This window comes from Heliorestis convoluta, from assembly GCF_009649955.1.
Taxonomy (GTDB): domain Bacteria; phylum Bacillota; class Desulfitobacteriia; order Heliobacteriales; family Heliobacteriaceae; genus Heliorestis; species Heliorestis convoluta.
In genome coordinates this window covers 1,703,502-1,716,027 of record NZ_CP045875.1, presented here as the reverse complement: position 1 = coordinate 1,716,027, position 12,526 = coordinate 1,703,502, and the positions used below count along the sequence as shown (strand labels likewise).

The 12,526-nt window shown below is 42.4% G+C and carries 12 protein-coding genes and 1 other annotated feature; all 12 genes read left to right on the top strand.

All coding sequences use genetic code 11. From position 1 onward, the window contains the following. Nucleotides 1-4: 4 nt before the first annotated feature. The 12 genes from yqfD to glyS all read left to right on the top strand — a co-directional run bounded on the left by yqfD (nt 5) and on the right by glyS (nt 12,453). Nucleotides 5-1,246 carry a sporulation protein YqfD gene (gene yqfD / locus FTV88_RS08210; RefSeq protein WP_153725191.1) on the top strand — a complete coding sequence of 414 codons (1,242 nt, stop codon included), beginning with the start codon at nt 5-7 and terminating at the stop codon, nt 1,244-1,246. A gap of 49 nt (nt 1,247-1,295) precedes the next feature. Continuing rightward, nucleotides 1,296-2,276, top strand: coding sequence for a PhoH family protein (locus FTV88_RS08205; protein ID WP_153725190.1), 981 nt, complete (start codon nt 1,296-1,298; stop codon nt 2,274-2,276). Nucleotides 2,277-2,370: 94 nt separating this feature from the next. Next, the gene (locus tag FTV88_RS08200; RefSeq protein ID WP_153725189.1) at nt 2,371-4,500 is read left to right on the top strand and encodes an HD family phosphohydrolase; all 2,130 of its coding nucleotides are present in this window, start codon (nt 2,371-2,373) and stop codon (nt 4,498-4,500) included. 14 nt (nt 4,501-4,514) lie between these two features. Then, nucleotides 4,515-5,006 (top strand): rRNA maturation RNase YbeY, encoded by a 492-nt coding sequence (gene ybeY / locus FTV88_RS08195; RefSeq protein ID WP_153725188.1) that lies wholly within the window; start codon nt 4,515-4,517, stop codon nt 5,004-5,006. Beyond that, a complete protein-coding gene (locus FTV88_RS08190) occupies nt 4,981-5,358 on the top strand; it encodes a diacylglycerol kinase (RefSeq protein ID WP_368277237.1) in 378 nt (125 codons plus the stop codon). The genes ybeY and FTV88_RS08190 overlap by 26 nt, the downstream gene beginning before the upstream one ends. 85 nt (nt 5,359-5,443) lie before the next feature. After that, nucleotides 5,444-5,911 carry a cytidine deaminase gene (locus FTV88_RS08185; protein ID WP_153725186.1) on the top strand — a complete coding sequence of 156 codons (468 nt, stop codon included), beginning with the start codon at nt 5,444-5,446 and terminating at the stop codon, nt 5,909-5,911. A gap of 92 nt (nt 5,912-6,003) precedes the next feature. Then, nucleotides 6,004-6,936: a GTPase Era gene (gene era / locus FTV88_RS08180; RefSeq protein WP_243137494.1), complete on the top strand. Its 933-nt coding sequence runs from the start codon at nt 6,004-6,006 to the stop codon at nt 6,934-6,936. 53 nt (nt 6,937-6,989) lie between these two features. Next, entirely contained in the window at nt 6,990-7,670 is a 681-nt protein-coding gene (gene deoC / locus FTV88_RS08175) for a deoxyribose-phosphate aldolase (RefSeq protein ID WP_207707842.1), read from the top strand. Between the two features lie 42 nt (nt 7,671-7,712). Further along, complete coding sequence (gene recO / locus FTV88_RS08170; protein WP_153725183.1) at nt 7,713-8,483, top strand: DNA repair protein RecO; 771 nt, start codon at nt 7,713-7,715, stop codon at nt 8,481-8,483. Between the two features lie 20 nt (nt 8,484-8,503). Continuing rightward, nucleotides 8,504-8,932: a DUF4342 domain-containing protein gene (locus tag FTV88_RS08165; protein WP_153725182.1), complete on the top strand. Its 429-nt coding sequence runs from the start codon at nt 8,504-8,506 to the stop codon at nt 8,930-8,932. Between the two features lie 91 nt (nt 8,933-9,023). Continuing rightward, nucleotides 9,024-9,292: a binding site (T-box leader), on the top strand. Nucleotides 9,293-9,380: 88 nt separating this feature from the next. Continuing rightward, complete coding sequence (glyQ, locus tag FTV88_RS08160) at nt 9,381-10,277, top strand: glycine--tRNA ligase subunit alpha (RefSeq protein WP_153725181.1); 897 nt, start codon at nt 9,381-9,383, stop codon at nt 10,275-10,277. 100 nt (nt 10,278-10,377) lie between these two features. Continuing rightward, nucleotides 10,378-12,453 carry a glycine--tRNA ligase subunit beta gene (glyS, locus tag FTV88_RS08155; protein WP_153725180.1) on the top strand — a complete coding sequence of 692 codons (2,076 nt, stop codon included), beginning with the start codon at nt 10,378-10,380 and terminating at the stop codon, nt 12,451-12,453. The last annotated feature ends 73 nt before the right edge of the window (nt 12,454-12,526 follow it).

The following is a 12,526-nucleotide window of genomic DNA, read 5'->3' as shown; positions in this document are numbered from 1 at the left end:
TTTTTTGAGAAACTGGTGGTCTTTTTGGCTTGGTTTCTTGCGAATCCGAATTGAGGGAAAACAACTTGAAAAGTTTATTAATCTTTCTGCAAGCAGAGGTGTTCCTCTCTATGACTTACGTCGAGAGGGACCTGAGCGAATGAGTGCGAAAGTGCGACTTGATGGCTTTCGCTCTTTACGACATGTAGCTCGCAAGACAAGAAGTAAAGTACGCATTGAAAATCGGGCCGGCTTTCCTTTTGTTATGACAGTTATGAAGCGTCGTCGCTCTCTCTATCTTGGCGCTTTGCTTTTTGTTTTCACCTTATATATGCTATCGACCTTTATCTGGGCTGTTGATGTTGTTGGTAATGAAAAGGTGGACAAGCAAGAGATCTTACAAGTTGCCCACGGCCAGGGTGTTCAGGTGGGACGCTGGAAGCCTGCTATCGATCTACGTGAAACAGAACGAGCCATTATGAACAACGTGCCCGGACTAGAATGGGTTGGTGTGTATGCTAGAGGAACAAGAATTATTATAGAAATAGAAGAAAAAGTTCTCCCGCAAAGCCCTGTTGTAGAAGGCGGCCAACATGTCGTAGCAGCAAAAGAAGGTGTCATACAAAGATTGCTTGTCTTGGTAGGAGAAGAAAAAGTAAAAGAAGGAGACAAAGTCAAAAAAGGGGACTTACTCATCTCCGGCCTAATCTATGCCCCAGAAAATCGACTGGAAGTACAACAACAAGATCAGGACAAGCTTCCTGACAAAGTTCTTTTAGAAAAAGTTCAAGCCAAAGGAGAAGTATGGGCTCAAGTATGGTATGAAACAATGATTGAGGAGCCGATTCATTTAGAAGGCGCTTTGCCAACAGGTGACGTAGCCCGTCAATGGCGTATAAAGTGGAGAAATCAGGAAATCATCATAAAAGGACCTTCAGAAAATCCTTTTGAAGTGTCAAAAGAAGAGGTTTCTATAAGAACGCCCCTCCTTTGGAGGAATCTTCAAATCCCTGTCGAACTACTAGAAAAGGAATTCTATGAATTGCGTCCTTATCGCCAGGAACGTTCAGCAGAAGAAGCCATTGTTTCAGCACAAGAGCGTTTTCAACGAGAAGTGAAAGCGACCTTAACACCAGGCGCTCGAATTCTGCGAGAAATGGTAGTGCCACAGCCAGCAGATCCTGGCATGGTAAAAGTCAAAATAACCATAGAAACGCTCGAAGATATTGCAAAAACAGAGCCTTTTACGAGCTCAACACCGCAATGAACGTTCTTGATTGCGAGAGGCGTAATCTTTAGGAGGTTGGGTCAGACTGTTGGCATCATGCCATGAGATCAGAATTCACTTAGAGAACAACTGGGAAGCAGCTCAGCTTTTTGGTCATCGTGATGAGAATTTACGTTTAATCGAACGACTTAGCCGAGCTAGAATCGTCGCAAGAGGAAACGAACTCATTCTCACCGGAAAGCAAGAAGATGTAGAATGGACAGCCCATCTTTTTGAGCAATTACAAGCATTGGTGCGATCAGGACAGACTGTTGGCCAATCAGAAGTAGAATATGCTTGGTCTTTGCTACAGAACGGGAAACAACCACTTATAGCCAATACACTTGGTGACATTATCTTTACAACCGTTCGTGGCAAACAAATTAAAGCAAAAACACTAAGCCAAAAAAATTATATTGATAAGATCCAAAAGAACCAAATTGTTTTTGGTATTGGTCCAGCAGGAACAGGAAAGACCTACTTAGCTGTTGTTATGGCTGTCCTTGCCTTGAAGAACAAAGAAATTAATCGCATCATCTTAACACGACCTGCAGTAGAAGCAGGAGAAAAGCTCGGCTTTTTGCCGGGTGATTTACAAGAGAAAATAGACCCTTATCTACGGCCGCTCTATGATGGTCTTTTTGATACCATCGGTATGGAAACGGCGGAAAAGTTTATGGAGCGCGGTGTCATTGAAATTGCTCCATTGGCTTATATGCGCGGTAGAACCCTCGATGATTCTTTTATCATACTTGATGAGGCACAGAACACGACACCAGAACAGATGAAGATGTTTCTCACTCGTATTGGCTTTGGATCAAAAGCACTTGTAACAGGCGATATTACGCAAGTTGATTTGCCCCGAGGCTCTAACTCAGGTCTCATTATGATACAAAAAATCTTGCAAGACATTGAAGGGATTGACTTTCATTTCTTTACAGCCGGTGACGTTGTGCGGAACCCACTGGTCGGTCGTATTATCCGGGCTTATGAAGAGTTTGAGAAACAGAGTGGTCCACAGGGGAAATAAATGAGGTGACAACGGTGGCTTACGCCGGATTGGTGCTCTGTTAAAAATTGCGGTAGCAAAAGCGTGGCAGTACCCGACAATCCGTCGCATCACCATGGCTTTGGTTTTTTTTATAGCCCTTACAGCCATTATGTCTTTCGGGTACCTTTCTGATCTAGAGACTTTAGAAGTCGGACAGGTCAGTGCCAAAGATATTAAAGCACCCCAATCTAAAGATATTATCGATGAAGAAAAAACGGCCATTGCACGAGAGCAGAAAGTTCGAGCGACGCCACCTGTATATACCCATGATCCAAATGCGGTGGTACGGGTACAAAATCTCGTTGATCAGTTTTTTAGGACTTTAATTGATTGGCGTCAGACAGAGCCTCCCGTCCTTGAAGATGCTGTTGTCATTCATGATGAAACAGAGAGGGAGCAAATCGATCAACTCAAAGCAAAAGTGCCTATACCGATACCTGAAAATATATTACAAAAACTAATCACTACATCACCGGAGACACTTGCTTTCATTCAAGTTGAGACTGAGAATTTAATTGCAGAAATGCTCAGTATGCCCGGTCTTACAGAAGAGCTCAATCGATTGCCCGAAGGTATGCCCCAGACTCGTGCCGCCGGTAGAGTTTTACCTTATAACATGGAAGAAGCAAAGAGAATTGTAGATGGGCGGATTGAGAATGCCAATCTAGCACAAGATGTAAAAGAAATCTTACACAGTACCGTTCCTTTGTTTCTTAGGCCTAATTCTTTTCTAGATGTAGAAGCAACGAAGCGATTGCACAACGAAGTACGTCAAAGTGTCGCGCCTGTTACCTTCCCTGTTCGTCAAGATCAGATGATTTTGCGCACAGGAGATGTGGTGACAGAAGAACATATTGAGATATTATCGCAGTTTGGCTTGTTACGTACGGGTGATATATGGTTACAAACAGCCGGTATGGCCTTTTTAGTACTGCTCAACATGGCTGTGCTGATCTGGTATTTATGGACCCATCGGCGAGATCTATTTCAAGATGAGCGAATGCTCTGGTTGCTTGGTCTAATGATTACATTGTCTTTATTAACAGCCAAAGCGATTTCATCGGTGCGACTGCACGAGCAACCAGAGGTGATGGAGCAACTGCTCTATGTGATTCCGGCAGCTACAGGACCGATGCTACTAGCGATCTTGTTAGATAGCCGTATTGCCATTTTTGTCTCTATTGTAAATAGTTTGTTGATAGGACTTATGGCAGATTACTCTATTACCCACGCTTTTGTTGCATTTTTTGGTTCTCTTGTGGGGATCTATAGTGTCTCGCGTTTTAGCCAGAGAATGGACTTTGCTCGGGCTGGCATCAATGTAGCCATTGTTAATTCACTTGCCATCGTTGCATTGGGATTGATTACAAATACTAACTTGACAATAATTGCGGCCTACGGTATTCCCATGGGCTTACTTAGTGGTATTTTGTCTTCTGTCTTTATGATCGGCTCTTTGCCTTATCTAGAATCAACCTTTAAGATCACGACTTCTGTAAAACTGTTAGAACTTGCCAACCCCAACCAGCCGTTGCTTCGAAAACTTTTAATGGAAGCACCGGGTACGTACCACCATAGTTTGCTTGTTGGAAATTTAGGTGAAGCGGCAGCGGAACAAATCGGAGCCGATCCTTTACTTGTTCGCACAGGTGCTTACTACCATGATATTGGAAAAATTAAGAGACCGCCTTTTTTTATCGAAAATCAGAACCAGGGACAAAACCCTCACGATAAAATTGCGCCTTCGCTCAGTACTTTAATTATTACATCACACGTAAAAGATGGTGTAGAGCTTTGTCGTAAAGCAGGCTTGCCTACGGCTGTTGTTGATATTGTAGAACAACATCATGGTGATACACTTGTTTCTTTCTTCTATCATCGAGCCATGGAAGCCGATCGAACCGAGTCTATTCAGGAACAAGATTTCCGCTACGAAGGGCCTAAGCCTCAGACAAAAGAAGCGGCGCTTGTTATGTTGGCTGATACAGTAGAAGCGGCGGTACGTTCTTTGCCTCAGCCAACATCAGGAAAGATCGAAGGATTGGTTCGAAAGCTGATCAAAGATAAGTTGAATGATGGTCAATTGGAAGAGTCTGACCTGACGTTTAAAGATTTAGATTTGATAGCTCAATCTTTTTGTCGCGTTTTAAATGGCATCTATCATACGCGGATTGAATATCCTGAACAAGTCTCGAAAGAGTAGGAAGGAAGATTGAGATGGAACTATTTATAGTCAATGAATATACGGAAGAATTGGATGCAGAAACAGAAGAAACTTGGCAGCTTATGCTAGAACAATTGACCTTTGCTTGTCTGGAAGAAGTGGAATATCCTATCGATGATGTAGAGGTTTGCCTGCTTCTAACGAACAATGATAAAATTCAACAGTTGAATAAAGACTATCGCAATATAGATATGCCTACCGATGTTTTATCTTTTGCTATGGAAGAACAAAGCGATGAAGAGATAGAATTTGACGATCCTACTGAGGGACAGCTTTTGGGTGATATCGTTATTTCGTTAGATAAGGTTAAAGAACAAGCGCAAGACTATGGTCATACGATAGACAGAGAACTGGCTTATTTATTTGTACATGGGATGTTTCATCTTCTCGGGTATGATCATCAAGAGGAGAAAGAGAAAATAGAGATGAGAGCTTTAGAAGAGAAAGTTCTTACTGCATATGGTCTCAGTCGGGATGAAGGGTAGAAAACTTATTTTTTCTTTTTTTTATGCTATCCGAGGAATTTGGAAGGCTATTCAAGAAGAACAGAATTTGAAGATTCATCTTGCCACAACAGTGGTCGTGATTTTTCTGACTTTCTACTTTGCTATTGATGGATGGGAAAGAGCCTGGATCATCCTTTCTACTTTTCTGGTTTTATCTGCTGAAATGTTTAATACGGCCATTGAAGCGGTTGTAGATCGTGGTGGACAGGCCTACCATCCCCTTGCCGAATTGGCCAAAGATGCGGCAGCCGGTGCTGTTCTATTATTGGCAATTCAGGCTATAATAGCTGGTATAACTGTTTTTGGTCCTAGAGTTCTTGCTCTTTGGTAAGGACTTGCCACTGTTAGCACGGTAGCTTGTTGGGGGACAGGCCTTTTGGCTGCTTTATAACAACGAAAAGAACAGGGATTTGATTATGATAAGAGAAGAAGATTTTGCTAGATTGCCTGTTAATTTGGATAGACAGAAGGTAATTGAAGCGATTCAGTTGGCTCGCAAGATGAGAGAGCGGGCTTATGTACCTTACTCTAACTTCCCCGTCGGGGCTGCTTTATTAAGTCTTGATGGCAATCTCTATGGAGGTTGTAATATAGAGAATAGCTCTTTTGGCTTAACCAATTGCGCTGAAAGAACGGCCCTTTTTAAAGCTCTTTCTGAAGGTTGTAATCGCTTTACTTTACTTGTACTTACAACGCTCAGAAAAGATCCTGTAACCCCTTGCGGTGCTTGTCGTCAAGTTCTTTCAGAATTTGCCTCTGAATTGCCCATTCTTTATGTTAATGATGAAGAAGAGCAGGTATGGATGGATCTACAAGTGTTGTTACCACAAGCTTTTGTATTTACAACTGCTTCTACAGAGAAAACAGGAGAGAAATCGACTTGACAGAAAAATACAGACTATTAAAACGTTTTACGAGACCAAAAAGTGAAAAGAAAAAAGTCAATCAAAAGCAAGAGACGAAAACAGCGCCCCTTGTGCCTTTTGATGTATCAACAGGACAGCAAGAAGTAGAAGACTTTCGTTCTGGTTTTATTGCGATTATCGGACGACCCAATGTTGGAAAATCGACGTTAATGAATCAATTGATTGGAAAAAAAGTGGCCATCATGTCCGATAAGCCCCAGACCACGCGAAATCGAATTGTCGGTGTGCTTCATGCACAGGAAGGGCAAGCTATATTTCTTGATACACCAGGCATCCACAAACCCAAACACAAGCTCGGTGAGATCATGGTTACGACAGCAAGAAAAACGCTTAGTGAAGTAGACCTTATATTTTACGTTGTCGATGTAACCATGGAACCAGGCGGTGGAGAAGAATATATTAGCAACTTGCTACAAGGTTTGAAGACGCCGATTTTCTTAATCGTTAATAAAATGGACGCCATTGAACGCGAAAAAGGATTACAGCGAATTGCTCAATATAGTCAACTTGTAACTTGGAAAGAAGTTATTCCTGTCTCAGCTCTTGTGAACAAGAATCTAGATCGCTTAAAAGAAATGATCTTTATGAACTTGCCAAAAGGACCGCGGTACTACCCTGCTGATGCGATTACGGACCAACCAGAAAAGCTCTTGATGGCAGAGCTCATCCGGGAAAAAGTCCTATATGCCATGAGAGAAGAGATTCCACATTCTGTAGCAGTCGTCATTGAACATTTAGAAAAACGTCAAAAAGGGCCTCTCGTTGTTCATGGAACCATTTTTACGGAACGAAAATCACAAAAAGGCATGCTTATCGGTAAGGGTGGCTCGATGCTAAAAGAACTAGGTATAGAAGCTCGTCAAGATATAGAAAAACTGCTAGGCACACCAATTTATCTACAACTCTGGGTCAAAGTAAAAGAAGACTGGCGGAGTCGACCTGATGTACTGCGCTCTTTTGGCTATGATGAAAAGTTTGACTAGTCTTTGTTTTTCAATCTAATTATAGAAAAGAATGATGAATGAGGAGTAGGCTTATGAAAGATTGGCAGTCCATAGCTCGTCACATCGATCATACCTTACTAAAAGCAGAGGCTGAAGAAAAGGAGATTCGAAAGCTTTGCGCTGAAGCAACTCGCTATTCTTTTGCCTCTGTATGCGTCAATCCTTTGTGGGTAGAAGAAGCACGACATATTCTAAGGGAAGGACCTGTTAAAGTAGCTACTGTCATTGCTTTTCCTCTAGGCGCAACTTGGTCGACTCTAAAAGCACTAGAAGCAAGAGAAGTAATTCTAAGAGGTGCCCAGGAGTTAGATATGGTGATGAATATCGCTTGGGCCAAAGAAGGACGTTGGGAAAAGCTGCAAGAAGATATAGAAGCTGTCGTTCTAGAAGGAAAAGCTTTCCAAAACATTTCTGTGAAGGTGATTCTTGAAACAGCTTTTTTAACACCTCAAGAAATTGAAGAAGCATGTCGGAGAGCTATGGCCGCTGGTGCAGATTATGTAAAAACATCAACAGGATTTGGCCCTGCAGGTGCAACTGTAGAAAATGTTGCTCTAATGAAAAATATTGTGTCAAGGCAAGGAAAAGTAAAAGCTTCTGGTGGAATTCGTTCTGCCCAGGATGCTATAACCATGTTAGAAGCTGGCGCTGATCGTTTGGGAACGAGCGCTTCTCTAAAAATAATGAATGATTTAGGCGCACCAACACTCTAGTGTTGCTTTTTCTTTATATGGCGAGGTTGAAAGGAGAAGCTTATGGCCGCCTTACTTCGACTTCAAGGGCTTGTGATTCGCAGCCGCAGCTATGGAGAGGCCGACCGATTGCTCACCTTGCTTACCTATGAAAAAGGTAAAATCAATGGGATTGCCAAAGGTGTACGTAAACCAACAAGTCGCTTAAAGGCAGGCGTCCAGCTATTTAGTCAAAGCGATATGATGGTTCATGAAGGAAAGAACCTATACACAATTACACAAGCTGAACCAATAGAAAGCTTTTTTTCTTTGCAAACCGATCCCGATCGTTTTACCCATGCTTCTTATATGGCTGAATTGGTCGATAAATTCTCACTCGATCAAGGAGGTGCAGAACTTTATCCTTTATTACTCACCTTCTGGCACCTTCTATCAGTTTATCAGATCCCCCTAGTGACAAGACTCTTTGAACTTCGTTTTTTGGATCAACTAGGCTATGGCCCTGTGTTTGATGCCTGTATAAATTGTGGAATAATACTACCAGAGACAAAAGATCCCATGGTTACATCGAACTATCCCATCTATTCACCGATTAAAGGTGGAACAGTTGGAGCATGCTGTCAACGTTTCGACGACAAAGGATATATTCTTCCTCCCAATGCTCTTGCTTTACTCAACTATTTGCGTGTTATGGATCCGCGAGAAATTCATAAAGTACAAGTAGGCGAAAAAAATGCTATGCTTATTAGAAGAGTTTTACAAGAAACGATTCAAAGCCGTTACGAAGGAAGAATGCGCTCCTGGACTGTATTAGAAACTATGGGGGGAAATTAAAGAAAGGAGGCAAGCTACCCATGGAACATTTAACAGATTTGGAAAAAATAGATCTCATTCGAAGTCGTATGGGCGTCTCTTACAGTGAAGCACAAGAAGCATTGCAGTATTGCAACGGTGACGTCGTAGAAGCGCTTGTATACTTAGAAAACAGAACCGATACAACAAACTGGCGCTTCACCAGCCAAAAATGGTGGAAGCAACTGAAAGACTTAATCAAAGAAGGTAATGTACGGCGCGTACGCCTGCTTAAAGGTGATCAAGTACTATTTAATATTCCTGTTACCATCGGTGTATTGGGCATTACAGGCGCCTTACTAAGTACCCAGTTGGCTATCATCGCAGCTCTCGGGACTATCGCCGCCGTTGCCTCCGGTTGTAAGCTCGAAGTAGAGAAAAAAGATGGTACTATCGATTGGATTGATGTAGATAGGGAAGATCGTAGATAAATAGAAGTAAAGTCTTCGATCATAGAAGAACAAAGCTCTCTAATTGACACAAAGAAAAGAACCTGTTATTCTTGTGACGAGACAGTAGTAATAGAAGGCAATGAAGGAAAGTAGTAACACTGACAACCATCTCAGCGAGCCGGGACAGGGTGAAAAGCCGGCATGGCACAGCAGTGCGAAGGCATTCCAGAGTCAGGGGAAGAACGCAGAAAAGAAAGTTTTTTTATACAAGATTTTTTCTTGTAGATTTTGCATTTCTGTCAGTAAAGCCCCAACATAGATTTGAAAGAGGACAGAGTGAGATTGAACTCAACTCTGTCAATCAGGGTGGAACCGCGGGAGAAACCTCTCGTCCCTGGCTCAAAGCCAGTGACGAGAGGTTTTGTGTGTTTTTTACAAGTTTCCTGATTGCTACAGATACTGAAGGAGAAGGAGATGACCCAATAAGATGAACTTTCAACAAATCATCCTCACACTGAACCAATTTTGGGGAGAGAAAAGCTGCATCATACAACAACCCTATGATGTGGAAAAAGGAGCTGGAACGATGAATCCTGCTACTTTTCTACGTGCCTTAGGGCCAGAACCCTGGAATGTAGCCTATGTAGAACCATCGAGAAGACCTACAGACGGCCGTTTTGGAGAAAACCCTAACCGGCTACAACACTATTATCAGTACCAGGTTATTTTAAAGCCCTCACCTGATGACGTACTAGAATTATATCTTGATAGTTTACGTTGCCTAGGCATCGATCCTTTAAAGCATGACATTCGATTTGTTGAAGATAATTGGGAATCACCGACTTTAGGAGCTTGGGGGTTGGGCTGGGAAGTTTGGCTTGATGGCATGGAAATTACCCAATTCACTTACTTCCAACAATGTGGAGGCATTGACTGCAAGCCTGTTTGTGCTGAAATTACCTATGGCTTAGAAAGAATCGCCATGTTTATTCAACAGAGAGACTCTGTATACGATATTGAGTGGGTCGATGGCATCTCCTATGGTGACGTACATCACCAAGGAGAAGTTGATTACTCACATTATAACTTCGAAGTAGCCGATACCGACGCATTATTCACCTTCTTTGACCTCTACGAAAAAGAAGCATTGCGAGTTATCGAAAAAGGGCTTGTCCAGCCAGCCTATGACTATGTACTCAAGTGTTCTCACACTTTTAACCTTCTCGATGCCCGTGGCGCCATCTCTGTTACAGAGCGGACCGGTTATATCGCCCGTGTGCGGAATCTAGCACGAACCTGCGCATCTGCCTATGTACAGCAGCGAGAAAAGCTCGGTTATCCGCTCTTAAAAGATAGAGCTTTGCGCTCTGCTTTGGGACTCTAGTATCAAACGAAGCGAATCGATAGAAGAAAAATATTCCATATAATTGGTAAGAGCAAAGGAATCACTTCCCTTTGTTGAATCATAAGGAGGAAGGAACGTCTTGAAACAGAGCGATCTGCTTTTAGAGATCGGTGTAGAAGAAATTCCAGCAAAATTTATGACTTCTACGTTAAAACAACTGAAAGGACAAGCTATAGAAGGACTCAAAGAAGCCCGTTTATCTTATAAAGATTTACAAGTTTTTGGGACGCCCCGGCGTATCGCCATTATAGTGACAGAACTTGCAGCCACTCAAGAAGATTTACAAACAGAAGTAAAAGGGCCATCGGAAAAGGTAGCCTATGATCAAGATGGCAAGCCAACAAGAGCATTATTAGGTTTTGCCCGTTCTCAAGGCGTTGATCCGGCGAATATGATTACCAGAGAAGTCAACGGTGTTTCTTACCTCTTTGCTTTGCGTACAGAAAAAGGGCAAGAAACCAAAGAAGTGTTGCCTCTATTATTAAAAAGCTGGATAAGTGGTCTTTCTTTTCCCAAGCCAATGCGTTGGGCCTGGGGAGAAATGCGCTTTGCTCGTCCCATCCGCTGGCTTGTAGCACTGTACGGAGAAGAAATTATTCCTCTAGAATTAGAAAAGGTGAAAGCAGGTCAAATCACCTATGGCCATCGCTTCTTAGCCCAAGAACCGCTTGAAATTATCCATCCAAGAGAGTATGAGAAAAAACTGGAAGAAGCTTTTGTCATTGTTGATCCAGAGAAAAGAAAGCATGAAATCTGGCAACAAATTCAAGAGCTTGCTCTTACTGAAGGCGGCCAGGTGGAAAAAGATGAAGATTTGCTAGAAGAAATTAATTATCTGGTCGAATATCCAACAGCTCTTTGTGGCGCTATAGATGAAAAATATATGGGGTTGCCAGATGCGGTCTTGATTACACCGATGAAGGAGCATCAGCGCTATTTTCCAGTTATCGATCAAGCAGGTCAACTTCTACCAAAATTCATAACTGTTCGCAACGGCACAACCGATCACCTAGAAGTGGTGCAATCAGGCAATGAGAAAGTATTGAGAGCAAGATTGGCTGATGCAGCTTTTTTCTATGAAGAAGATCAAAAAGTCTCTTTAGATGATCAGGTAAAACGATTGCAAAAAATTGTTTTTCAAGAAAAGCTAGGTACTGTCTATGATCGAGTAGAGCGAGAAAAGGAACTAACGACCTGGTTATCTCATCATCTTGACGTAGATCAGACTTCAGCGAAGAGAGCAAATCGAGCGGCGGCGCTGGCCAAAGCAGACTTGGTGACACTTATGGTCTATGAGTTTCCTGAACTGCAAGGCTTGATGGGGGAAAAGTACGCTCTTTTATCAGGGGAAGAAAAAGAGGTAGCCCAGGCGATTCGAGAACATTATCTTCCTCGTCATGCCGGCGACAATCTCCCAGAGACGATTGAGGGAACACTTGTTGCAATGGCTGATAAAGTCGATGCCATTGTAGGATCTTTTGCCATTGGTATTATTCCGACTGGATCGCAAGATCCTTATGCGCTTAGACGGCAGGCTCAAGCCCTCTGTCTGATTGCAATGAAAAAAGACTTACCTCTTTCACTGGCAGAACTCTTCAAAAAGTCCTATGAGCTGTACAGTGAAAAAGTAGAACTTTCGAGAACAATGCCTGATGTACTTGCTGATTTGCTTGACTTTTTCTACCAGCGACTACGGTTCCTGCTTAGTGAAGAAGGCTTCCGCTACGATGTCATTGAGGCTGTGTTAGAAGCAGGTATTGATAAACCTGCTGAAGTATATAAGAGAGCCTATGCATTAGCTTCTTTCCGGGAAGAAGAAGCATTTGGTGCTCTTCTAACAACCTACACCAGAGCCGCGAATCTAGCGAAAAAAGGCAATGAAAAAGCAATTTCAAGTGCATTATTGCAAGAACAAGTGGAAAAAGACCTTTACGAAGCCCTTGTGAAGGCACAACAGAAGATTAAAGAAGCAGAAGGCGATTATGCCCTTGTTCTCTCTGTGGTGGCCCAACTACGGAAACCTTTAGACGCTTTCTTCGACAATGTAATGGTCATGGTAGAAGATGAAGCAATTCGCGACAATCGATTGGCTTTATTAAAAGCTGTTGATGCATTGATGGATGGCATTGCCGATCTTAAGAAAATAGTAGAATAATTTCTTACAAAAGAAGCAGGAAAATATAAGACAATATAGTATACTTTATTGGGAGTGATCAGACATTTAGTAT

Excerpts from the sequence above, each read along its gene's own strand:
- FTV88_RS08200 (WP_153725189.1), top strand. The coding sequence starts at position 2,371 with ATGGCTTTGGTTTTTTTTATAGCCCTTACAGCCATTATGTCTTTCGGG.
- ybeY (WP_153725188.1), top strand. The coding sequence starts at position 4,515 with ATGGAACTATTTATAGTCAATGAATATACGGAAGAATTGGATGCAGAA.
- FTV88_RS08190 (WP_368277237.1), top strand. The coding sequence starts at position 4,981 with ATGGTCTCAGTCGGGATGAAGGGTAGAAAACTTATTTTTTCTTTTTTT.
- FTV88_RS08185 (WP_153725186.1), top strand. The coding sequence starts at position 5,444 with ATGATAAGAGAAGAAGATTTTGCTAGATTGCCTGTTAATTTGGATAGA.
- deoC (WP_207707842.1), top strand. The coding sequence starts at position 6,990 with ATGAAAGATTGGCAGTCCATAGCTCGTCACATCGATCATACCTTACTA.
- recO (WP_153725183.1), top strand. The coding sequence starts at position 7,713 with ATGGCCGCCTTACTTCGACTTCAAGGGCTTGTGATTCGCAGCCGCAGC.
- FTV88_RS08165 (WP_153725182.1), top strand. The coding sequence starts at position 8,504 with ATGGAACATTTAACAGATTTGGAAAAAATAGATCTCATTCGAAGTCGT.
- glyQ (WP_153725181.1), top strand. The coding sequence starts at position 9,381 with ATGAACTTTCAACAAATCATCCTCACACTGAACCAATTTTGGGGAGAG.